Source organism: Anabaena sp. FACHB-1237 (genome assembly GCF_014696225.1).
In the GTDB taxonomy this organism is placed as follows: Bacteria; Cyanobacteriota; Cyanobacteriia; order Cyanobacteriales; family Nostocaceae; genus FACHB-1237.
On record NZ_JACJPV010000022.1, the window covers coordinates 25,863 to 51,292 of the forward strand.

Here is a 25,430-nt window from a genome sequence, read left to right on the forward strand (position 1 = left end):
AGTCAGTAGCCTGACGGCTGACGGCTGACGGCTGACAGTTATTCCACCGTTACAGACTTAGCCAAATTTCTCGGCTGGTCTACATCTAAACCTCGTCGTGCTGCAATATGATAAGCTAACAACTGTAAAGGTATAACTGTGAGAATTGGTGATAAAATTTCCTCCACATCAGACACAGGAATTAAATCATTAAATATCTCTGTTGCTTCATCATCTTTTACTGATGTTATTCCTATTAAGCGTGAATCTCTAGCTTTTGCTTCTTGGGCATTAGAAATCACCTTTTCATATACATTACCAGGCATGGCGATCGCTACCACAGGAACTTTATTGTCTAATAAAGCAATTGGTCCATGTTTCATTTCTCCTGCGGGATATCCTTCCGCATGAATATAACTAATTTCTTTTAATTTTAAAGCTCCTTCTAACGCAATGGGAAAATTAATTCCTCTACCCACAAAAATGAAATCTTTAGTTTCTGTAAAGTCATGTACCAACTGTTCAATATACTTTTCTTGTGTTTCTAAAATTGCTTCAATTTCTGATGGTAACTGACGTAAACCTGTAATTATTTCTGTTAATCTAGTTGCTGATATTTTCCCACTACGATAACCCAAATCCAAAGCCAACCCATAGAACGCCATTAATTGCGCTACAAAGGTTTTTGTTGCAGCTACACCAATTTCAATCCCACCATGAGTGTTAATAATATTAGGTATCATTTGTCCTAAACTACTTTCAGGACGGTTGGTAATGCCTAAAAATCGTCCTTTGTACGGATCATCCTTACCTTGACGACGTTCTTTTTCCATACCTAAAGCTGCTAAAGTATCCGCAGTTTCACCAGATTGTGTTACTCCGATAGTTAAAGTATTTGCTGTTAATGGTGATGGTGCATAACGAAATTCCGAAGCATATTGTACTTGAGTAGGAATTTCTGCCAATTGTTCTAACAAATATTTGCCGACTAAAGCAGCGTGCCAACTTGTACCACAAGCGACAATTTCAATTTGAGCTAAATCTGTATAAATTTCTTCTGGTAAATTTAGACTTACAGGTATATCCCCGACACTAGGAAAATATGCTTCCAAACAAGCTCTAACCACTCCTGGTTGCTCATAAATTTCCTTGAGCATAAAATGTTTGAATCCCTGTTTTTCCACCATAATGGGATTCCAGTTTAAAGTGCGAGGATGCTTCTTTAAACGATGTCCAGCGAAGTTATAGACTTCCACCCCTAAAGGAGTCAAACGAGCAATTTCGCCATTTTCTAGGGGCAATACAGCGCGGGTATGGGTAACAATTGCGGGCGTATCCGAAGCACAGAAAAATTCACCTTGGCCAAAACCGATGACTAAAGGTGCTTGTTGACGAATTACAATGAGTTCATCGGGATAATCTGCACAAATAGCAGCGATCGCAAAAGCACCTTTTAGTTTATTAATGGCTTCTTGGACTGCTGTAAAGAAATGAGAAGGAGAAGCGGGATTTTCTGGAGTATGCTGTAAACATTCAGCGATGAGATGGGGAATAACTTCCGTATCAGTTTCGGACCTAAATTCATGGCCTAATGCTTTGAGATACTCTCGTAATTCGCGGTAATTTTCCACAATACCATTTTGCACCACAGCCACACGCAGAGCATTATCTTGATGAGGATGAGCATTATGTTCTTCTGGCTTACCATGAGTAGCCCAGCGAGTGTGGCCAATACCAACCTGAGCAGGATGTTCAACTTGTTCTAGTTTAGAGCGTAAATTGAGCAATTTACCTTTAGCTCGGACACAATGAATATTACCTTCCCAAATAGTAGCAATACCAGCAGAATCATAACCACGATATTCTAATTTTTCTAAACCTGATAATAAAATATTATTTGCTGCTTGAGTGCCTATATAACCAACTATTCCGCACATTTTTGTAATACTCCAGTTAGAGGATAAGTTTATTATAGGAGTCAGGAGTCAACAGTTGTAGGAGTTGGGAGTCAGGAGTTGTAGGAGTTGGGAGTATTATATGTGTATTGCATCACCAATCACCAATTTCCTGAATTAAAACATAGGGCTGAATAATCAAACTATTAAATCTTTTACCACGATTAAGGTTCCATTCTCCTATTTGTTGCACAGTTGGTTTAGCAATAAGTTGTTCATCTATCCAACGTCGTACAGCAGAACTTTGATCACCAGCGATCGCTTCCCCCACACTTAACAAATCCAAACCATGAGATACTACAATTACGGCATCTCTTTGACAATGGGGAATTAACCACTCCCATTCCGCTTCATCTAAATTTTCTTCTAATTCGCTTCTTAAATCACTCATAATTTTACCTATATTTTAATTTACCTAGTTGGGAGTGCGGAGTGCGGAGTGAAAATTCTGACTCAGTGACTCCTATCTACCCAGATCGTGCATTTCATTAATTACCATTGCACACTGTTGAGTGATGGCTGTCAACTCTTCTTTATTTGTGGAAGTAGGAGCATCAATCAACTTACCAATTCTAATCGTCAATGGTATAGGACGGGGAAAAGATGAACCAGATTGTAAAATTTGTTCACTTCCCCATAAACACACAGGTAAAAAGGGAGCTTTTGCTTTAGCAGCTAATAACGCAGCACCACGTTTAGGATCTTTGATTTTACCATCTTCCGTCCTTGTTCCTTCTAAAAATACTCCCACTGCCCAACCATTTTCTAAATATTCTAGAGCAGCCTTAATTGCAGCACGATCAGCACTACCACGACTAACAGGATAAGCACCGTATAATTTAATAGCTTGGGATAAAATAGGAACTTTAAATAATTCTTCCTTAGCCATATATGCTACAGGACGACCTACACAGTTAGAAACTATGGGAGGATCAAAATAACTGGCATGATTACTAACTACTATCACAGGACCTGTTTGTGGTACATTTTCCGTACCGTAGATTTTTCCACGAAAATAAGCGTGTAACATAGGGCTAACTATAGACCACTTAAAAGCGTGGTATAGAGCTAAACTAATTAAAGGTTCACGTTTTCTAGTCACAATTATGAATTAACGTCAAATAAAATCTGATGATATCAGGAGTTAGGCAATTCACACAAGGCATCGCCCACAGACAAAAAAATAATGACGAAAATAGATGATTATAAGCTGTTACGCAGCTAAATCTAATAATCTTAATATTGTTAAGTGTTGTGGTGCAGGTATCTTGCCCGTTAGACTTATACAAGTTAAATGTACCACAGTTTATAACTTACGTATGGACAGAATCAGCTAAATATGGGCTATGGGTTTCGGGCATTTTAACGTGATTTTTTCATGATTTCTTCATGATTTTTGAGTGATAGCCTCCCTTGCCGTAAACATTGCTATTGATCGGAAGTTAATCGCCAAAAGCCTAAAACAACGGATTTTCGTTCATTCACATCATAGTAAATTTGTACAGTGCGTAAGTCATAAAGCCTATTTCATCAGGAGAAACAAATGAAAAAATTGCTGTCCACCTCTAAGTCCGGTGGGCATTACCCCCAACAGATTGATTCTTGGTTTGATAAACGGGTGTTGGTTGCCCTTGTGTTGGTACTTTTGGGAATAGTGCAGTGTCTTTCCATCTGGCGTTCTCATGGAGACATGATGCGACCGTATATTAATGCCATTTTATATGGTGGTGCTCTATATTTTTATTATGAACGGCAGCATCAGTTGCGGTTTCCCCGCCAGGCGATCGCCCAACTATTAGGGGGAATGTTACTGGGGTTAGTGGTATTAAAACTCTTTACCCTTGAGAACACAGATACAATGGCGTTTTGGGGTTTTGCGCCAGCGATCGCTGTTTTAGGTCTGATTCTGTTGGCAGCGGGATTCTATGGCATCAAACAATTTTGGCGACTGTGGGCGACTATGTTCCTATTTGCCGGCGTTTTCATACGAATCTATTGGTTTATTCAACAGAATGTTTCCATTACGGTTCTGTCAGCTAAACTTTGCTCCCTGGTGCTGTGGTATGTTGGTTTTGATTCTTCAACCCAGGGGCAACTTGTTTATGTGAATGGTTGGGGAATTGATATTTACCCAGCCTGTACAGCTTTTCCTGTGATTTTTGCTTGTCTTGAATTATTACTGATTGTCTATTCTTTCTATGTCAGTATCTCGAATAAATGGGATATTTTTCTTAATGTTGCTGTTGCTTTTGTGTGGCCTTTTTTGTTGTCAATTATTCGCTTATGTATTATGGCACTAGTGGTCAATGACACCGCTAAGTTCAAGTATTGGCACGGTATTCCCGGATCTAATCTATTTATGACCCTGGGTTTAATTGGGTGTGGCTTATTTATCATTATTCGAATGCCAGAACGTATCACTTCGCCTCCCTTGGTAAGCCACGAAACCCTATGGCGATCGCCTCAAAAGGAAGGGATCGTTAGAGGCTATTTATGCCTAATTTCCCTTGGACTCATTCTGTTGATTGCTTGGCCAGAAGGAGCCGCACAACGCATTGCCGGCTATCAATTTCCTGAAATAATTACCCTAAAAAATTGGCAAATGGAACGAAGCGAGCCATTGTCCACTAAAGCCATGGGATTTTTCATTGACACTCAGCAAGGGGAGACGATCACTCCGGAAAAGATTCAACAGGAGCAACGGCAACAAAAAACAAGCAATATATTGATGGCGGGACGGCATTACTTTTATCAGCAAAATCAAACCTCGTTAGAGTCTGTTTTAACCTATGTGATTAATAGTGAAGCCCAAATTCCCTATTTAGACGATCCGGATTTTGTGGCATCAGACCATACAGAACAACTGACCAATGTAAAACTAAAACCCAATACGCCCTATTTAATGGTTAAGGGTCAAGAAAAAACCCACTTAGCAAGTTGTCTCACCTCCCAAGGTCAAACGGTAACCAATGACTATGATTTTCGCAGAGTAAGTCGTATTCGGGATATCCTTCTAAATCCCCAGAATTTTGCTCAATGGTTCCTTGGCAAACGGCTGATGTGGGATCGTCGCTGTGTATGGGTTCATTTAGCCTCGCCATCCTCTAACCCCAATGTAGAACCATTGCTAGTCTCTGCATGGGAAGAATTACGAAACTATTACCAACAAAATTTTCCCCGTTTCTAATAGATAGTTATGTAGGGGCGATCGCTTGGCTAAGATGTAGGGTGCGTCAGATACCAAAAATCTGTTTATTTACATAATTTATGCAGTCTGACGCACCATAGTTATGTAGGGGCGATCGCTTGGCTAAAATGTAGCTAATTTGCATAATTTATGCAATCTGACGCACCATAGTTATGTAGGGGCGATCGCTTGGCTAAGATGTAGGGTGCGTCAGATACCAAGAATTTGTTTATCCCACAATAGCATCTAATAATATATCACCACTAAATCTAATCGGATCTGTACAAGGTAAACCTGTTTCTTCACTAACCTTAACAATTGCCTTTTGTGCTGCTGCTTCATCTAAATATCTAGTATTTAAAGAAATACCTACCACAGATACATCATTAAATGCTCCTGCTCCTCTAGCAACTATATTATACATTTTAATCACTTCCGGTAAAGGTGGAATGATAAAACCAGGGTTATTACGGTTGTGAGTTTGTCCTGCTTGATGCACTAAAATTAAATGTGTTGGTTGTGATCCCCTAATTAAAGGTAATGTAGCAGTTGAACCAGGGTGTAAAAGCGAACCTTGCCCCTCAATCTGCAAAATATCGTAATGTTGACCAAAACGCATTACTATATGTTCCACAGCACCCGCAGCAAAATCTACCCGCACTGCATCTAAAGCTACTCCATCCCCTTCTAACATTAATCCAGTTTGACCAGTTGCTAAAAACTTAGATCGTAAACCTCGGACTTTAGCTAAATAGTTTAATTCCAAACTAGTGGACATTTTACCGATCGCCATATCTGTTCCCACAGTCAAAACCCGTTTACATGGCAAATGATGAGCTAAACCAGAGCCTATTTCTAAATTAGCAGGTTCTTTGCGTACATCCCAAATCAATTTTCCTGGTTTTAACAGAGCTTGTAACTCTGGTATATTTGCTAGGGGAGTATGTAATCCATTTACCAAAGACATACCCGCTTTCAATGCTGATTGAATATCTACCCAATAATCATCAGGAATATTACCACCTTTGGGTGCAATTCCAATTACTAATACTTCTGGCTGATAAGCCAGAGCATCATTTACAGAGGCAACAATTGGCACATTGCGATTAATACCAGTGAGTTCTAATAAAGATTGTCCCACAGATTGACGATCAATCACAGCCACAATGGGAGATTCAGAGTATCGTAAAATTGATAACCCTGTTTTCCCCTGATTTCCACTGATTCCTTCGTGTAATAAAATAGCAACTTTTTGATTAAGAGATAAGCGCACGGTGTTTTACTCCCAAACCTGGTAAATTATTTGGTACAATACATCCTTCGGAAACTACTGCACCAGTGAAAGGATCATCTAATAAATTTAAATGACTATCTAAATCCAAATAATCTGCTAGTGGTGCTAATTGTGCAGCCGCAGTATTAGCTAAAGAACTATCAGAATAACAGCCAAACATCACTTGTAAATTGTGAGATTTAGCCGTATTAACCATCCTCATAGCCTCAGTTATACCTCCTGATTTCATGAGTTTAATATTAATCCCATCTACATCATTTGCTAGTTTAGGGATATCCGCACTAGTGAAACAACTTTCATCTACAAAAATTGGTAAGGGGGAATTTTTCTTAATAATTGATAAGTGATTTTCTTCTCCTCTTGCTAATGGTTGTTCAATGTATTTTACACCTAAATCTGCCAACCAAGAGCACATATAAATAGCGTTTTCCACATTCCAACCTCCATTAGCATCCACAAATATCTCCTTATTTGGGGCTACTTCCTTAACTGCTAAAAACATTTTTTTATCTGCGTTTATTCCCTCCGTTGCACCTAATTTAACCTTTAATAATTGCACATTCATTAAATCCAGCCAGTTTTGAGTTCTGAGTTTTGCACCTTCTGGGGAATTAATACCAATTGTAACCGAAGTGGGAGCGATCGCCTGAATATCTAAACCCCAAATTTTCCACAAAGGTAAATTCACACTTTTCCCCAACCAATCATATAATGCCATATCTATAGAAGCTTTCACGGATGAAAGTACAGAAATTTTTGTTAATTCTCGTTCAATTTCTTGTCGTTGCCAAGGAGTAAACTTTTGTAAAATGGGGATAATTTCCTGAAAATTGCGTATAATATCTTGAGTAGATTGAAGATAATTACCCACACCAAAAGGAGATGCTTCACCTAAACCAGTAATACCATCTTCTGTGATAGATACCCAAATATTTGTCGTTTGGGAAGTAGTTCCTCTACTAATTGTCAAAGGAAATCGTTTATTAACCGTAAACTGTTGAAATTTAATTTCCATAAAAATAGTCACATAGGGGATAATCAAATGAATTAGGGTTAATTTAAGACCATGAAAATGCACAAATGAGCCATTATAAATACAAAATTACCTGTATTTATAGGCACTCAAATAAATTCAGTATACTCTCCGTGCCTCTGCGTCTCTGCGTGCAAAAATAACCAACCCAAATGAAAACAGATAGCATATTTTAAGCTAATGTGCAGCCAAACTGTATAATTAAAAAACCTGAAGTTACAGTAGCACAAGCATCTTGCTTGTATTAATTATTCAAGTTAAAGGCACAACAGCTTACCAAGTTATTTGCCTCGATGAATTAGGAGAAATAACTTAGGTAGCTGGGACATTGGTAGGGTATGGTTCGACAAGCGCACCAACTACATCAGACAGTATAAATCATGTAAATAACCAAGTTGTTGATATTTGACGCACCCTAAAACAGATTTTTGAGTGTGACACTTGCGTAAGTCCTATGTAAAATAAAATGACTAATTTACAAAAATGGCAAATATTAACCTGAAAAATATATATATCAGTAGTTGAGCTTTAGCTGCAACAGTCTAATATTGTTACTATATAATTATATGGGATCAGATATTTTGCGGTAATTCTTGTAGAAAACGCTGATGTAATGACTTCTAACACTATATTTCGATTTTCGCAGTTAAACTAGATTAGCCAACTATAATTTATGTATATGGCAATTTTGGAAAATAATCGAGTTTTTAGCTATAACAGGTAACTATTATGGAAAATTTGCAAAAAAAAGTTCAGAAAAAACCAAGTTTTTTAAAATTACCTCACCGCACTATTTTAGCGAGTATTGCATCTGCTTCATTTATAGTATGTCCAATTATAATAGGCATAAATCCAGTAGCAGCGCAAAAAAATGAAGCTAATACACTGAGTTATAGTAAGTTAATTGAAAAAACCCAACAGGGACAAGTAAAAAAGGTAAAAATAGATGAAGTAGAACAAGTTGCGCAGGTTTATTTGGTAGGGAATAAACCCGAAGATCCACCGATAAGAGTAAAACTTTTAGCACAAAATCCAGAGTTAATTAATATCCTCAAAAAGCAAAATGTGGAATTTGAGGAGGTTTCTTCTGCTGGTAATCGCGCAGCACAGGTATTCTTATTTAATATGATGTGGGTTTTGCTACTGGTATCTTTGGCCTTACTTTTAATCCGTCGTTCTGCTAATGCTTCCAACCAGGCGATGAATTTTGGCAAGTCTCGCGCTAAATTCCAAATGGAGGCCAAAACAGGGGTAAAATTCGATGATGTGGCAGGTGTGAAAGAAGCTAAAGAAGAATTAGAGGAAGTTGTCACATTCCTAAAGCAACCAGAAAAATTTACGGCGGTGGGTGCGCGTATTCCCAAGGGTGTATTATTGGTAGGACCGCCAGGAACAGGTAAAACATTGTTAGCTAAGGCGATCGCTGGCGAAGCTGGTGTACCATTCTTTAGTATGTCAGGTTCGGAATTTGTGGAAATGTTTGTTGGTGTGGGTGCTTCCCGCGTCCGAGATTTGTTTAAGAAAGCTAAAGAAAATGCTCCTTGTTTAATATTCATTGATGAAATTGATGCGGTAGGAAGACAACGCGGTGTGGGTATTGGGGGAGGAAACGATGAAAGAGAACAAACCCTCAACCAATTATTAACGGAAATGGACGGTTTTGAAGGCAATACGGGCATTATTATTATTGCTGCTACTAACCGACCTGATGTATTAGATTCTGCTTTATTGCGTCCTGGTCGTTTCGATAGACAAGTAATAGTGGATGTACCTGATTTAAAAGGAAGATTAGATATTTTGACAGTTCATGCCCAAAATAAGAAAATTGATCCAAGTGTATCATTAGAAGCGATCGCTCGTAGAACCGCAGGATTTACAGGTGCGGACTTAGCTAACCTACTCAATGAAGCGGCCATTTTAACAGCGAGAAGACGCAAAGAAGCCATTACCGACCTAGAAATCAATGATGCCACAGATCGAGTAGTTGCGGGAATGGAAGGAACACCACTATTAGATAGTAAGAAAAAACGAATTATTGCTTATCATGAAGTTGGTAAAGCCTTGGTAGGAACATTAATAGAAAAACATGATCCTGTACAAAAAGTGACCCTCATTCCTAGAGGACAATCTTTAGGTTTAACATGGTTTGCACCCAACGATGAACACTTTTTAATGTCGCGGTTGCAACTATTAGCAATTATCACTGCCATTTTAGCTGGTAGAGCGACAGAAGAAGTGGTATTTGGTGCTAAAGAAATTACCTCTGGAGGTGGTAAACCCGAAGGAAGAGAAATAGAATATGTAACGTCCATAGCCCGTGATATGGTGACAATGTACGGTATGTCAGATATTGGTCAATTTTCCCTAGAACCTCCTAATCAAGAAACATTCATGCGCCGTAATGGTATGAGTAAAACAGATTATTCTGAAGTGATTTCTGCAAAAATAGATCATGCAATTCGGGATATCATTATGCAGTGTTATGAAACCGGAAAAAACCTGATTACTAACAATAGGAAATTAGTGGATCATTTAGTAGAAATTCTCATAGAAGAAGAAACTATTGATGGTGACAAATTCCGGCAAATAGTGGGAGAATATTGTACTATTGCAGAGGAAAAATTGACCATGAATTTAGTCAGATCATAATAATAAGCTGATGTGCAGCACTCACTGTATCGCAAAAAAACCTGAAATTACAGTAGCACAAGCATCTTGCTTGTATTTATTATCCTAAAAAGCACTCACTGTATCGCAAAAAAACCTGAAATTACAGTAGCACAAGCATCTTGCTTGTATTTATTATCCAAATCAAAAGCACAACAGCTGATTACAAAAATACAGCACATTCCATCTACATGAGGTACACTAGGAACAGGCAAGATGCCTGTGTTACAAGGGTTTTATCATTAATATCTGTACCTCATAATAACGCAAACTGCTGTAAATCGGGGATTTTTGTATACATGAATTATCTGTCTCCTGGATCTATTGTTACCTGTCGCAGTCGTCAATGGGTAATTTTACCTGATGAAAATAAAGACCTGATTCGTTTACGTCCTCTTAGTGGCAATGAATCGGAAACTATTGGTATTTATCGTCCTTTAATTGAAAACATCGAAACTATAGAACCTGCTAGTTTTCCTTTACCCGTTGTTGATAATATTCAAGATCATTCAGCAGCTTTATTACTGATGGATGCAGCTAGACATTTATTAAGAAGTGGTGCTGGTCCTTTTCGTTGTTTGGGTAGGTTGTCTTTACGTCCCCGTCCCTATCAATTAGTACCATTGTTAATGGCTTTAAGGTTAAATACGGTAAGATTATTAATTGCTGATGATGTGGGTATTGGTAAAACTATTGAAGCTGGTTTAATTGCCCGCGAATTATTGGATAGAGGTGAAATAAAACGCATGGGGGTATTATGTCCACCTCATTTATGCGAACAATGGCAACAGGAATTAAAGGAAAAGTTCCATATTGATGCGGTGGTTATTCGTTCTGGCACTGCTTCCAAGTTAGAAAGAGTTATTCCTGGGGGTTCTCATATATTCGCCTATTATCGTCATATTATCGTTAGTTTGGACTATGCTAAAGCTGAACGTCGTCGCGCTAGTTTTATTACCCATTGTCCAGATTTTATGATTGTTGATGAAGCACATACTTGCACCACTGCTAATATTAAAAATTCTTCTCAACAACAACGTTATCAATTAATTCAACAGGTTGCAGAAAAATTAAATCGCCATTTATTATTATTGACTGCAACTCCTCACAGTGGTATAGAGGAGGCTTTTCTGTCTTTGTTAGGGTTAATTAAACCAGAGTTTAGTAACTTGTATCTTGAGGATCTCACAGAGGTACAACGCAATACATTAGCCAGTCATTTTATTCAACGCCGTCGGGCTGATGTTAAGCTATGGTTAGGCAATGAAACCCCTTTTCCTAAAAGAATATCAGAAGAAAGACCTTATAAGTTATCCCAGGAATATAAAGCACTCTTTGATGATGTTTATGATTTTGTGCGGGGTTTAGTTAAAAATACTACCGCAGATATGACTCACGCTCAAAGAAGAGGACGTTACTGGTCAGCATTGGCTTTGATTCGTTGTGTTATGTCCTCTCCTGCTGCGGCTATAGCCACGTTAAAACGCCAGGTCAATAAATCTACGGATAATAATGTGATATCTGAGTTAGATGAAAGATTAGATGAAAGTTTGATGAGTGTGTATGTTGATGATGCTGTAGATCAGGAAAAAGCCGTTGATACTTCGCCAACAATGGTTATAGAACAAGGGCAAAAAAGTTATAGCGATGGGGATAAACGTAAGTTACAGTATTTTATAGAAACTGCGGAAAAACTACAGGGTAATAAGGATCAAAAATTACAATCTTGTATTGTTCATGTCCAAAGTTTGTTAGCAAGTGGTTATAATCCTATTATTTGGTGTCGCTATATCGCTACAGCTAATTATTTGGCAGATGCTTTAAAACAAAAATTAGAAAAGAAAAACGGTAATTTGCGAATTATTGCTATTACTGGAGAACATTCAGAGGATGAAAGAGAGATTTTTCTGGCTAATTTAAAATCATATCCACAAAGGGTGTTAATTGCTACTGATTGTTTGAGTGAAGGGGTAAATTTACAGTCTCATTTTAGTGCAGTGATCCATTATGATTTACCTTGGAATCCCAACCGTTTGGAACAACGGGAGGGCAGAATTGATCGTTATGGACAAGTAGCAACAGATGTAAAAATTTGTTTACTCTACGGACAAGATAACCCAGTAGATGGGGCAGTTTTAGAGGTGCTGATACGTAAAGCAGTACAAATACATAAGACTTTAGGAATTACTGTACCTGTACCAATGGATAGCACCACTGTTTCTGAAGCTGTATTTAAGTCATTGTTCGATCGCTCTACTAATGCTGTACAGTTATCTTTATTAGACTTATCAGAAATTAATGCTATTGAGCAAATTAATAAACAATTGGATAAGGCTGTGGAACGGGAAAAAATCAGTAGGACTCGTTTCGCCCAACGTGCTATTAAACCTACAGAAGTGGAACAGGAGTTAATTGAATCAGATAAAATTTTGGGTAGTGAGGAAGATTTAGTCAGATTTGTAACTACTGCTTGTCAGCGTTTATCCTGTTCTTTAATTCAGAAAAAACAAGGGTGGTTATTGAAAAATATCCCTCTATTTCTACAACCAATTTTAGGAGATCAAGAAAGGTTGATGAGTTTTACAACTCCAGTAGCAGAAGGGGTGGAATATGTGGGAAGAAATCATCCTTTGGTGGAAGGTTTAGCCCGGTTTATCCTAGAAAACGCACTACTGAATAATGGTGACGTTAAAGCCGCTAGATGTGGAATGACTGTTACTGATATGGTGACAAAACGCACTACTTTGTTTTTGTTACGGTTACGTCATTTACTCAAGCAAAAAGCTAGTAGTAGGGTTAAGCAAGGGGACGAAAATAATCCAGAACATGAGTTATTAGGTGAAGAATGTGCGGTAATTGGTTTTACTGGACCACCATCCCATCCAGTTTGGTTAAGTGCTGATGATTCTAAGGGTTTATTAGAAAAAGCTAATTCAGTAGGTAATGCTGTTGATCCTCAAGGAGAAATAGGAGAACTATTAGAACGTTTAGACGAAGTAATCCCAGATTTAGAAAAGTTTGCAAAAGAGCGATCGCAGTATCTATTACAATGTCATAATCGTGTGAGGAAGATCACACAAGAGGGTTATATTGAAGTAAGATCATTATTACCCATAGATATACTAGGGGTGTATATTTTACAACCTAAATAACCAGACTAGATCCCCAAGATCCCGGACTTCTCAAAGAAGTCCGGGATCTGAACACCCCACCACAAGATCCCCAAGATCCCGGACTTCTCAACTAAGATACTAAAAAGATCCCGGACTTCTCAACTAAGATACTAAAAAGATCCCGGACTTCTCAAAGAAGTCCGGGATCTGAACACCCCACCACAAGATCCCCAAGATCCCGGACTTCTCAACTAAAATACTAAAAAGATACCGGACTTCTCAAAGAAGTCCGGGATCTGAAACACCACAAGGAGATGTAAAAATGCCACAAAGAAAAACACCATTAAAAACTGATAATTTTTACCATATTTATAATCGCGGAAACAACCGTCAAAACATTTTTTTTGAACAGGATAACTATATATATTTCTTAAAACTAATCAAACTATATCTTATCAATCATGTAGATATTTTAGCTTATTGTTTAATGCCCAATCATTATCATTTTCTACTATATTTAAAAGATGAAAACCTATCTGACGCAATGAAATCACTTTCCGTAGCTTATACAAAAGCAATTAATAAAAGGTTTAATCGTTCAGGAGTATTATTTCAAGGACGTTTTCAAAATATTCATGTTGCGGAAACAGAATATTTAATTAATCTTGTCCGTTATATTCATTTAAACCCCATCAAAGCGGGAATAGTTGATAAAATAGAAGAATGGGAATTTTCCAGTTATTTAGAATATGCAGGACTAAGACCAGGAAAACTACCTAAAATGGACTATATTAAAATGGAAATAGATAATGAAACAGAATATAGAAAATTTTTAACAGATGACAAATTACCCCATAGCGATAACTTTCATAAACTGCTACTTGATGACGACTAAGATCCCCAAGATCCCCAAGATCCCGGACTTCTCAACTAAAATACTAAAAAGATCCCGGACTTCTCAACTAAAATACTAAAAAGATCCCGGACTTCTCAAAGAAGTCCGGGATCTGAACGCCCCACTACAAGATCCCCAAGATCCCAGACTTCTCAACTAAAATGCTAAAAAGATCCCGGACTTCTCAAAGAAGTCCGGGATCTGAACGCCCCACTACAAGATCCCCAAGATCCCGGACTTCTCAACTAAAATACTAAAAAGATCCCGGACTTCTCAACTAAAATGCTAAAAAGATCCCGGACTTCTCAAAGAAGTCCGGGATCTGAACACCCCACCACAAGATCCCCAAGATCCCAGACTTCTCAACTAAAATGCTAAAAAGATCCCGGACTTCTCAAAGAAGTCCGGGATCTGAACACCCCACTACAAGATCCCCAAGATCCCGGACTTCTCAACTAAAATACTAAAAAGATCCCGGACTTCTCAAAGAAGTCCGGGATCTGAACGCCCCACCACAAGATCCCGGACTTCTCAAAGAAGTCCGGGATCTGAAAACCAATAATAAATACACAACTTAAATCTATGTTAACCGCTATTCAATTTCAAGGAAATCTCCTAGCGGCAGATATCACCAACGACCTATTAACTGCTAATATTAAAGGTCAAACTCCAGAAGATTTTGGATTACCTAAATCTGATAAATTAGAAGATGAAATTGCCATTGTTTGGGGCTATGCTAAAGCCTATTGGACAGATTTTAACTATCAATTAAATAAACTCAGTACAGAAGATACCGCTACCAGTATCACCCGTGAGGTGTGGGTAGTTCCTTTATTACGTCGTCTTGGGTATTTTCCCTTATATACTCCTAAAGCAGAAGTGGTAGATAATCAAACCTACGCCATTTCTCATCGCGCTGCATCAAAACCTGACCCTTCCATTACCAATCACCAATTACTAATTACCAATTACCCACCTATTCATATTATCGGTTGCCGTCTGGAACTTGATAAACGTCCTCCTAGTGGTAATCCTCGCTTATCTGCCCATAGTTTAGTACAAGAATATCTTAACAAGACTGAGCATCTTTGGGCTATAGTTACCAACGGTTTTCGCTGGCGGTTATTACGTGACTCTTCCCTGATGACTCGTAATACCTATATTGAATTTGACCTAGAACAAATCCTTAATGGTGAAAACTTCGCTGAATTTTCGATATTTTATCGGCTGTTCCATCGTTCTCGTTTACCGGAAACTGCGGAGGATGCGGATAAATGTCTATTAGAATATTACCATCAAGAAAGTTTACAACAAGGCGGAAGAGTTAGGGAAAAACTGCGGATAGGTGTGGAAAAAGCATTGATCCTGTTAGGAAATGGTTTTTTGCAGTATTCAGATACCGGACTTCTGTATTCAGATACCGGACTTCTGTATTCAGATACCGGACTTCTGTATTCAGATACCGGACTTCTTAGAGAAGTCCGGTATCTTGGAGAAGTTTCAGATACCGGACTTCTTAGAGAAGTCCGGTATCTTAGGTATTATCGTCAATTATTAAGGTTAATCTACCGTTTATTATTTTTAATGGTCGCTGAATCTCGCAATTTATTATTAACAGAAAATGACCCAGAAAAAGCCAGAATCTATCTTGAATATTATAGCATTGAACGTTTACGAGAATTAGCAGAACGTCCCTATTTTCGTCGGGAAGGTTTTCAAGATATTTGGCAAGGTTTACGAGTCACTTTTCAACTTTTTAATGAAAATTGGCGAGGTGAAATTTTAGGTTTATCTCCTTTAAATGGTGATTTATTCGGTTCGCAAACTTTACAAGATTTAGATAATTGTGGTATTGATAATTATGATTTATTGTTAGCTATTAAACATCTCTCTTTATATGAAGATAAGGGACAATTACGCCGGGTAAATTATGCCGCTTTAGATGTAGAAGAGTTGGGTAGTGTCTATGAAAGTTTATTAGATTTTAATCCGCAAATTAGACAAAATAACGGCATTTTTGAGTTTATTTTAGTATCTGGAAGTGATAGAAAAACCACAGGTTCTTATTACACACCTCCCCAACTTGTACAACAGTTAATTAAAACCGCGTTAGAGCCAGTCATAGAAGATAAATTGAAGAACCTAACCCCCCAACCCCCTTCCCTACAAGGGAAGGGGGAGAATATCTTACCCGCTTCTTCTGTATTACCTTCTTCTCCTGCATTATCGCCTTCTTCTGTGATACCCCCCTCTTCTGTTTTACCCCCCTCTCCTCTCAGGAGAGGGGCTGGGGGAGAGGTCATTTCCTCCCAAGAACAAGCATTATTAAGTATTAAAGTTATAGATCCTGCTTGTGGTTCAGGTCATTTTTTATTAGCAGCAGCAAGACGCATAGGTAAAGAATTAGCTAAAGTGAGAACCGGGGAAGCACAACCAGCGCCCGAACCTTTACGTCAAGCTGTACGGGATGTGATTCAAAATTGTATTTATGGAGTAGATTTGAACCCTTTGGCAGTAGATTTGTGTAAGGTGGCTTTATGGATTGAAGGTTTTGCCACTGGTAGGCCATTGAATTTTTTAGATCATCGCATTAAATGCGGTAATTCTCTTGTTGGTGTTTTGGATTTAGATTGTTTAAATGAAGGTATTCCGGAGGATGCTTTTAAGGCTGTAACTGGTGATGATAAAAAGTTATCTACGGATGTTAAAAAGCGCAATAAAAAAGAACGTGGTACAGATTTACAAGGACAATTATCACTGTTTAATAATATTGAAGTTGAACGAGATAAGTATATAGGAAATGCGCGAGAGTTGGCAGATTTTACAGAATCTACTCCTCAAGATGTGAAAAAGAAGGAGGAAAAATATCAAGAGTTGAGAAAAATTCCCGGTTGGTGGCGTGATTTTTCTGCTTGTAATTTATGGACTGCGGCGTTTTTTATGACGTTGACGGAACAGAATTTACAGTTGTTGCCAACTACTGCGGCTTTGGTTCAGGTTTTAAATGGTAATTTAACTAATCAAAAATTAATTGATGCTGCGAATAATTTAGCAAGGGAAAAATATTTCTTTCATTGGCCTTTGGAGTTTCCTGAAGTTTTTGAGGATGGCGGTTTTAGTTGTGTTTTAGGTAATCCTCCTTGGGAGAGAATTAAGTTACAAGAAAAGGAGTTTTTTGCTTCTCGTAATTTGGATATTGCTAACGCCCAAAATAAAGCAGCGCGGGAAAAGTTGATTAAGGAATTACCTAAGAAAAATCCAGCTTTAGCCCAATCTTTTGAGGATGCTAAACATGATGCAGAAGCACAAAGTAAGTTTATTCGGGAGTCAGGGAGATTTCCTTTAACTGCTGTGGGTGATATTAATACTTATGCTGTGTTTGCGGAAACTACCAGATGTTTAATTAATGATCTTGGTAGAGTAGGGGTGATTGTTCCTACGGGTATCGCAACTGATGATACTTGTAAACGGTTTTTTGGTGATTTAATTCAAAAGCAGAATTTAGCAAGTTTGTATGATTTTGAAAATAGAGGACATTTATTTACAGCGTTGCACACAAAAACAAGATTTTCTATTCTCCATATTTCCAAAAGTGTAAATAATAATATCTATTTTTCTTTTATGTCTAAACAAGTTAATGATTTAAATAATAAACAAAAAATAATTGTTTTATCTTCAAAAGATATTAATTTCATAAGTCCTAATACTGGCTCTTGTCCTATGTTTAGAACTAACAAAGATGCGGAATTGACTAAAAAGATATATCAAAATGTGCCAGTTTTAGAAAATGAGAAAACAGGAATTAACCCTTGGGGTATTTCATTTATGCGTATGTTTGACATGGCTAATGATAGCGGGTTATTTCACACCCAAGATCCCCAAGATACCGGACTTCTTAAAGAAGTCCGGTATCTGAAAGTACCATTATATGAAGCGAAAATGTTTTATATATATAATCATCGTCACAGTTATTATACAGAAGAAATGCTTAAAAGTAATCAAACAGATTTTCGAGAAATAGAACCAGCTACAATAGATGATTTACAAAATCCAAATTTTTCTGTTAAACCTCGTTATTGGGTAGATAAACAGGAAGTTGAGAATAAGTTAGCTGGAAAGTGGGATAAAAATTGGTTGTTAGGTTTTAGAGATATTACCAATTCAACTAATGAACGTACTGCAATTTTTAGCTTATTACCTAAAGTTGGAATTGGTAATAATTCTCCTGTAATTTTAACAGATGTTAAAGAAGCAAAATTAATCAGTTGTTTATTAGCTAATTTTTGTTCACTAACTTTTGATTTTGTCACTCGTCATAAAGTTGGTGGAACTCACATGAACTTTTTCATAGTCAAACAACTTCCAGTAATTCCCCCAGAAAAATACACAGAAAAAGACATAGAATATATCACCCCCCGCGTATTAGAATTAGTCTACACATCCTGGGATATGCAACCCTTCGCACAAGACATGGGATACAACAGAGAACCCTTCATTTGGAATCCCAATAAACGCGCCTTAATTCGCGCCGAATTGGACGCATATTACGCCAAACTTTATGGTTTAACCCGCGATGAACTGAGATATATATTAGATCCTGCGGATGTGTATGGTGCAGAATTTCCCAGTGAAACATTTAGAGTATTAAAGAACAATGAAATCAAACAATATGGAGAATATAGAACCCAAAGATTAGTATTAGAAGCGTGGGATAGAATGTAATTTTTAATTGTCACAAATCAGAATAACCAGGATTAAAAGATGTACAGGATGTAATTTTTACCCAGTAATTATTTTGTCTGAATCAAGATAATTATATTTTATAATCTTAAATATTCACCAATAACTTATCAATAACATCCTGTAAATCCTCAAATCCTGGATATCCAGATACCGGACTTCTTTAAGAAGTCCGGTATCTAAAACCCCAAATTAACCTCCTGTAAATCCTCAAATCCTGGACATCCTGATTTAGACAAAAAACAAACTATGATGCAACTAAAAAATAAACTCACTCTTGCAGAATTTTTCGCACTTCCTCAAAATGATACTATTTATGAATTTGTTGATGGTAAAGCTGTACCTAAATATAAAAATAATCAAATGTCTCCTAAATTTTTCCATAGTTCCATCACAGGATCATTATTTATCTTATTATCTACATGGGCGGAAAAAAAAGGTCGCGTTGTGATAGAATGGGGGATAAAATTAACCAAAAATAATCAAGACTGGATACCCGTACCTGATTTAACCTATGTATCTTATAACCGTCTTCCTACGGACTGGTTAAAAGATGAGGCCTGTCCTGTTATACCAGAATTAGTCATTGAAATTATTTCACCTGGACAAACTTTTGGAGACATGATAGACAAAGCCACCTATTATTTAAAAGCAGGAGTTTTACTAGTTTGGATTATAGATACAATATCTCAAACCATCACAGTTTTTACAATATCTTCTCTACCTATAACCTTTAGAGAAAACGAAATTATTAGCCATGAAGTATTACCAGAATTAGAAATTACACCGCATCTTATTTTTCAACGTGCTGGTTTAATTCCTAAATTTCCTCCACATACCACCAGATCCCGGACTTCTCGACTAAGATCCCGACTAAGATCCCGGACTTCTCGACTAAGATCCCGACTAAGATCCCGGACTTCTCAAAGAAGTCCGGGATCTGAACACCCCACCACAAGATCCCGGACTTCTCAAAGAAGTCCGGGATCTGAACACCCCATGATAAAATCCCCAAATCACAACTATGGCCACACAAGTTAACCTCCATGAATTACTCTTAGAAACCGACGAAGATATATTATATTTTAGTTCTCGCATAGCCAGAAAAAAAGCCTTAATTGATTGTAGCGACGTTGATAATATACCATCAGATAAACTCAACCTAATTTTTACTCACATCCCCGCAGATTGGGATATTCAACAACTACAAGAAGTCCTAAATTTTAACACCATTACCGAATCATTATATCAGCAATTATCAAATTACATAGATCACCGTTTAGGAAAAACCACACCATCACCAATTACCAATTACCCATCACCAAATACCAACTACCTAGACATTTTTCAATTTAGAGATGAAGTAGTAGGAGACTATCGCCATTATATTGAAAGTTTCTTAAAAATCCGTGATCCGAAATTAAGAGAATTTGTCCATCAAGAACTAGAAAAAGGATATTTATGGACAAAACCACTCATCCAACTTAACCCTAAATACCGTCCAGGTTCAAGCGTTACAGAATTAGTAAATAGAGGTATATTACATCCTGAATGTACTCAATATTTCTCCAGAAATAACACACCTATTCACTTTCATTATCACCAACAACAAGCCATAGAAACCGCATCTCGTCAAGAATCTTATGTATTAACAACGGGTACAGGTTCAGGTAAAAGTATGACTTATGTAGTCCCCATAATTGACGACTTATTACGTCATCCAGAAATTACTGGAGTCAGGGCTATTTTAGTATATCCTATGAATGCTTTAATTAATTCCCAAGAAGAAGAATTAAAGAAATTTTTAAGCAACATTCCTAACACTCACATTACCATCGCTAGATATACAGGACAAGAAAATTTAACCAGAAAAAGCGAAATTCAAAATAATCCGCCACACATATTATTAACTAACTATGTCATGCTAGAATTAATGCTTTCTCGCACTTATGAAAATAGATTTGTAGAGTCTCCAGTATTAAAATTTCTGGTATTAGATGAACTACATACTTATCGAGGAAGACAGGGGGCGGATGTAGCAATTTTAATTAGAAAACTGCGTCAACGTTGTGGACAAAAATTAATATGTATAGGGACAAGTGCTACTATGTCCACAGAAGGAACACGCGCACAACGTCGTCAAGTAGTAGCAGAAGTAGCGAGTAAATTATTTGGAGTAGAAATTAAATATAATAATGTCATTGATGAAACTTTAGAACGTTCAATTACCAGAGAAAAACCTACTATTGAAGAATTACAAACCAGTATTAACCAAGAATTACCACCAGAAACAGAACAAACATTAACCAACTTTCAAAAACATCCTTTAAGTTATTGGATAGAAATGAATGTAGGTTTAGAAGAAAAACAAGAAGATAACCAAATATATTTTACCCGTCGTCATTCCATAACCTTAGAAACTGCTGCGGAAAATTTAGCCCGTAGTTGCGCTTCAGCACAGGATTCTGAAAATGCGCTAAAGCGTACCTATGAACAATGTTTAAATATTCTCCAAAAAATGTTTTTATGGGGAAGTAAAGTTAAAGGTTTAGCATTTAGACTACATCAATTTATTTCTCAAGGTGGTAGTGTATATTCTACTCTGGAAAGTTATGAACAACGTTTTTTAACCTTAGAAGGACAATATCAAACCACCGCAGATAAACTACTTTATCCTTTAGTTTTATGTCGGGAATGTGGCCAAGATTATTATGTTGTCAAATATGACAGAGATAAACAAACAATATTGCCATTATTACCCACAGATATAGCCACAAATTCGGAAAATACAGATATCCAAATTGGTTATTTTACCCTAAATGAACCCGAATTATGGGATGAAGATCAGGATGAACTTAGCCTTCCTGATACTTGGTTTACCGAAACTAAAAAAAGAGAAAGAACTCCTAAAAAAGATTATGCAAAATTCATTCCGCAAAAATTAACAGTTCTCCCCAACGGAAAAATTACCGAGTCCTTATTTACAGGAAATACAGGTTGGTTTGTGGCTAAACCTTTTCGTTTTTGTTTAAAGTGTGGCACAATTCATGATGGAAGAAAAAGCGAATTTAGTAAACTTTCTCGCTTGAGTAGTGAAGGACGCAGTACCGCTACTACCTTACTTTGTTTATCCACTGTAACCCGGCTAAAAGAGGTTTTAACAGGTGAAAATCTCGCTGCTGCCAAAATTCTTAGTTTTACCGATAATCGCCAGGATGCTTCATTACAAGCGGGACATTTTAATGATTTTGTGCAAACCAGTTTTTTACGTGGTTCATTATTAGCAGCATTACAAAAAAATGGTCAACTTACCCATAGTGAATTAGTCACAGAAGTAATTAAAGAAATGGGACTTTCTCAAAATGATTATGCTAAAAATGTCGCAGAAGAAGGTTATGCAAAAGCAAATAGAAATCAGGACGCTTTTCGTAAGTTAATTGAATATCGTTTGTATGAAGATTTACGCAGAGGTTGGCGTTTTGTTCAACCAAATTTAGAACAATGTGGACTATTAGTAATTGAATATATTGAATTGGAAAAAACTTGTCAAGATCAGACTATTTGGAGAAAATACCCCCATCCTATTTTATTACAAGCAACATCAGAGCAAAGATTTACAGCAGCTAAAACCTTATTAGATGTTTTACGTCGTTCTTTAGCCATAGATGCGAAATATTTACAAAAGGAGGAACCCGAGAAAACCAAAAATGAAGTTAACCAATTAATTAAAGATACTTGGGCTTTTAATGAAGATGAAAGACTAGATATTGCCACTTTTGCAACTACTAACCCCCAGGATAAAAAAGCCGTTGTTAAATTAACTTCCCGCAGTCAAATAGGGCGGTTTTTACGTTTTCCCCAAAGGTGGAGTTTACGCAGTCAATTCTTATCAGAACAGGAATATTTAGACTTAATTAATGTGTTAATTACAGTATTACGTCACAGAGGATTTTTAACTAATGAAAATTTACCATTACAACTGTGTATTGATGCTTTAGCTTGGAAAGCTATTCAATTAGATGAAATTCCCTTAGATGTATTAAGGACAAAAATATTAAAAGGAACAGAGAAAAATACTACATCAGTGAATAAATTCTTTCAACAATTCTATCAAAATAACGCCCGCAAAATTAAGGCGATGTCAGGAAGAGAACACACAGGACAAGTTAAACAGGAATATCGTCAAGAAAGAGAAACATTATTTAGAGAAGGAAAATTAGCGAGTTTATTTTGTTCCCCCACAATGGAGTTAGGAATTGATATTTCTGATCTTAGTGTTGTTCATTTAAGAAATGTACCTCCAAGTCCTGCAAATTACGCCCAACGTAGTGGCCGGGCTGGTAGAAGTGGTCAACAAGCGTTAGTTATTACCTATGCTGCTATTGGTAGTGGCCATGATCAATATTTTTTCCAACGTCAAAATCAAATGGTAGCTGGTACTGTTACACCTCCTCAACTAGAATTAGGAAATAAGGACTTAATTACTTCTCATATTTATTCTATTTGGTTAGCACATACGGGAGTATATTTAGAAGATTCTATGAATAGGATTTTAGATGTAGAAAAACCTAATTATCCTCTCAAAGAAGAGTTATATTTAAAATTAAGATTGAATCGGCAAAAATTAGCTGAATGTGTCCAATCTGCTAAGATCATTCTCAATGATATATTTTGTCAAACTGACTTACAAAAAACCTCGTGGTATTCAGAATATTGGTTACAATTTACTTTAGAAAATGCAGTAAATACCTTTGATCAAAAATGCGATCGCTGGCGTAAACTATATAGTCAAGCCCAGGAACAATTACAATCAGCCCGTGATATGATAGATCGATCTGCTGCTGGTTATGTTACTAAGGAAGAACGAGATCAAGCTGAACGTCAACAAAAAGAAGCCAGCCGACAAATTGCTTTATTATTAGGACAAAATCAAAAACAAGGTAATAATGAATTTGAATTTTATCCCTATCGTTATTTTGCTTCCGAAGGATTTTTACCAGGGTTTAATTTTCCTCGTTTACCCATTAGATCATTTGTAAATACTAGTGATAGCGTAGAATGTATTTCCCGTCCGCGTATTGTGGCTTTAAGAGAATTTGCACCTAATAATATTATTTATTATGAAGGTAGTAAATTTATGGTATCAAAAATTAAAATTCCTGCGGCGGGAATTGATAAACAATATCAACAGGTATCTGTATGTTTTAATTGTGGTTATTTTCAAAAAGATTATAATCTGAATAACTGCGAAAATTGCCAGCAAACCATAGTAGATAGTCAAAGTAAAAACCTAGCCAAATTATATCATGTTTTAGACATGGATACAGCATTAACTAAAAAAAGAGACAAAATTACCTGCGATGAAGAAGAAAGATTAAAATATGGTTATAATATCACTACCCATTTTCGTTATAGCAACAATAAAGCAGATCAAATAGCCATAGTTAAATCTGCGGAAAACATACCATTATTAAAATTAACCTATGGTAATTCAGCCAATATTTACCGCATCAATAGAGGACTAAATAGAAACATAGATGAAAGAGGTTTTAAACTAGATATCAAAACCGGAAATTGGTTAGATAAAAATAGCAATGTTCCTCCAGAAAATATCCAAACAGAAGTTTATTTAATGGTAGAAAATACCTCCAACATTCTGGTTATTGAACCATTACCGGAACTATTAAATAACCTTCCCCAAGAGAAAATACCCGCATTTATAGCCACATTACAATATACCTTAGAAACCGCAATTCAAGCAGTTTATAAATTAGAACCGGATGAATTAGACTCAGAAAACTTAACTTCAGGTTTAAGTTCAGGAGGAACAGGAAAATATTTACTATATTGGGAAGCAGCAGAAGGAGGCGCTGGAGTATTATCGCGGTTAATTCAAGAAGTAAATTCTTTCCAAAAAATAGCCCAGGAAGCCTTAGATATTTGTCACTTTTTACAACCTAAAGACAGTTGTTTTCAAGCCTGTTATCAATGTTTATTATCCTATCAAAATCAATTTGATCATCCATTAATTAACCGTCATATCATCAAGGATTTTCTGGATATATTACTATATAGTCAAGTAGAGATAGAGATTAATGAACAAGAGAGAGAACAACAATATCAGAAACTGTTAGCACAAACAGATCCCAAATCTGATTTTGAGAGAGAAGTTTTAAAGGTAATATATGAGAGAGGATATAAATTACCAGATACAGCCCAAGAATTAATTATAGAAGCCAATTGTAAACCAGATTTTGTTTACAAAAATGAGAGGATCGCCATTTTTTGTGATGGTGCTGTGCATGATAGCATGGAACAGAAAAAACAGGATAGAATAGATAGAGATAATCTCAAATATAATACTAATTATCAGATATTAGTGCTAAAATATAATGATGAAAATTGGCCAGATAAACTAAAAATTATTTAAAATAAAACAAAAGATCCCGGACTTCTTTAAGAAAAGATCCCGGACTTCTTTAAGAAAAGATCCCGGACTTCTTTAAGAAAAGATCCCGGACTTCTTTAAGAAGTCCGGGATCTGGGTGATCTTTATGATAAAATCTC

The 25,430-nt window shown here is 36.7% G+C and carries 11 protein-coding genes and 1 pseudogene; 7 read left to right on the plus strand and 5 right to left on the minus strand.

Translation table 11 applies throughout. The features are described 5' to 3' along the window. Positions 1–38: 38 nt before the first annotated feature. From glmS to H6F32_RS12395, 3 genes are all read right to left on the minus strand, one after another. The gene (gene glmS / locus H6F32_RS12385; protein WP_190369643.1) at positions 39–1,916 is read right to left on the minus strand and encodes a glutamine--fructose-6-phosphate transaminase (isomerizing); all 1,878 of its coding nucleotides are present in this window, start codon (positions 1,914–1,916) and stop codon (positions 39–41) included. A 112-nt stretch (positions 1,917–2,028) separates the two neighbouring features. After that, entirely contained in the window at positions 2,029–2,325 is a 297-nt protein-coding gene (locus H6F32_RS12390; RefSeq protein WP_190369644.1) for a DUF2288 domain-containing protein, read from the minus strand. Between the two features lie 72 nt (positions 2,326–2,397). Continuing rightward, positions 2,398–3,036, minus strand: coding sequence for a 1-acyl-sn-glycerol-3-phosphate acyltransferase (locus H6F32_RS12395; protein ID WP_190369645.1), 639 nt, complete (start codon positions 3,034–3,036; stop codon positions 2,398–2,400). A gap of 441 nt (positions 3,037–3,477) precedes the next feature. Here H6F32_RS12395 and H6F32_RS12400 point away from each other — a divergent pair, with 441 nt between their 5' ends. After that, positions 3,478–5,121, plus strand: a complete 1,644-nt coding sequence (locus H6F32_RS12400) for an archaeosortase/exosortase family protein (RefSeq protein ID WP_190369646.1) — start codon at positions 3,478–3,480, stop codon at positions 5,119–5,121. Positions 5,122–5,350: 229 nt separating this feature from the next. Here the strand turns inward: H6F32_RS12400 and H6F32_RS12405 are convergent, their stop codons facing one another. Together H6F32_RS12405 and H6F32_RS12410 are read right to left on the minus strand one after the other, a co-directional pair. After that, the gene (locus tag H6F32_RS12405) at positions 5,351–6,394 is read right to left on the minus strand and encodes a DUF1611 domain-containing protein (RefSeq protein ID WP_190369647.1); all 1,044 of its coding nucleotides are present in this window, start codon (positions 6,392–6,394) and stop codon (positions 5,351–5,353) included. Next, complete coding sequence (locus tag H6F32_RS12410) at positions 6,378–7,430, minus strand: dipeptide epimerase (protein ID WP_190369648.1); 1,053 nt, start codon at positions 7,428–7,430, stop codon at positions 6,378–6,380. Before H6F32_RS12410 ends, H6F32_RS12405 begins: the two co-directional genes overlap by 17 nt. A gap of 747 nt (positions 7,431–8,177) precedes the next feature. Between H6F32_RS12410 and ftsH the strand changes: the two genes are divergently transcribed. The 6 genes and pseudogenes from ftsH (at position 8,178) to H6F32_RS12440 (ending at position 25,293) form a co-directional block, all read left to right on the plus strand. Further along, on the plus strand, positions 8,178–10,097 hold the full coding sequence (gene ftsH, locus H6F32_RS12415) for an ATP-dependent zinc metalloprotease FtsH (protein ID WP_190369649.1): 1,920 nt from the start codon (positions 8,178–8,180) through the stop codon (positions 10,095–10,097). A 317-nt stretch (positions 10,098–10,414) separates the two neighbouring features. Further along, a complete protein-coding gene (locus H6F32_RS12420; RefSeq protein WP_190369650.1) occupies positions 10,415–13,267 on the plus strand; it encodes a helicase-related protein in 2,853 nt (950 codons plus the stop codon). A 283-nt stretch (positions 13,268–13,550) separates the two neighbouring features. Further along, positions 13,551–14,123 carry a transposase gene (locus H6F32_RS12425; RefSeq protein WP_190369651.1) on the plus strand — a complete coding sequence of 191 codons (573 nt, stop codon included), beginning with the start codon at positions 13,551–13,553 and terminating at the stop codon, positions 14,121–14,123. Positions 14,124–14,705: 582 nt separating this feature from the next. After that, a complete protein-coding gene (locus H6F32_RS12430; RefSeq protein WP_190369652.1) occupies positions 14,706–18,845 on the plus strand; it encodes an Eco57I restriction-modification methylase domain-containing protein in 4,140 nt (1,379 codons plus the stop codon). A 267-nt stretch (positions 18,846–19,112) separates the two neighbouring features. Further along, positions 19,113–19,682: pseudogene (locus tag H6F32_RS12435) on the plus strand (Uma2 family endonuclease); the annotation flags it as partial. Positions 19,683–19,887: 205 nt separating this feature from the next. After that, on the plus strand, positions 19,888–25,293 hold the full coding sequence (locus H6F32_RS12440; RefSeq protein WP_190369653.1) for a DEAD/DEAH box helicase: 5,406 nt from the start codon (positions 19,888–19,890) through the stop codon (positions 25,291–25,293). Positions 25,294–25,430 lie beyond the last annotated feature (137 nt).

Bases quoted from the DNA above. Each gene is read 5' to 3' on its own strand.
- glmS (WP_190369643.1), bottom strand. From the start codon at position 1,916: ATGTGCGGAATAGTTGGTTATATAGGCACTCAAGCAGCAAATAATATT.
- H6F32_RS12390 (WP_190369644.1), bottom strand. From the start codon at position 2,325: ATGAGTGATTTAAGAAGCGAATTAGAAGAAAATTTAGATGAAGCGGAA.
- H6F32_RS12400 (WP_190369646.1), top strand. From the start codon at position 3,478: ATGAAAAAATTGCTGTCCACCTCTAAGTCCGGTGGGCATTACCCCCAA.
- H6F32_RS12410 (WP_190369648.1), bottom strand. From the start codon at position 7,430: ATGGAAATTAAATTTCAACAGTTTACGGTTAATAAACGATTTCCTTTG.
- ftsH (WP_190369649.1), top strand. From the start codon at position 8,178: ATGGAAAATTTGCAAAAAAAAGTTCAGAAAAAACCAAGTTTTTTAAAA.
- H6F32_RS12420 (WP_190369650.1), top strand. From the start codon at position 10,415: ATGAATTATCTGTCTCCTGGATCTATTGTTACCTGTCGCAGTCGTCAA.
- H6F32_RS12425 (WP_190369651.1), top strand. From the start codon at position 13,551: ATGCCACAAAGAAAAACACCATTAAAAACTGATAATTTTTACCATATT.
- H6F32_RS12430 (WP_190369652.1), top strand. From the start codon at position 14,706: ATGTTAACCGCTATTCAATTTCAAGGAAATCTCCTAGCGGCAGATATC.
- H6F32_RS12440 (WP_190369653.1), top strand. From the start codon at position 19,888: ATGGCCACACAAGTTAACCTCCATGAATTACTCTTAGAAACCGACGAA.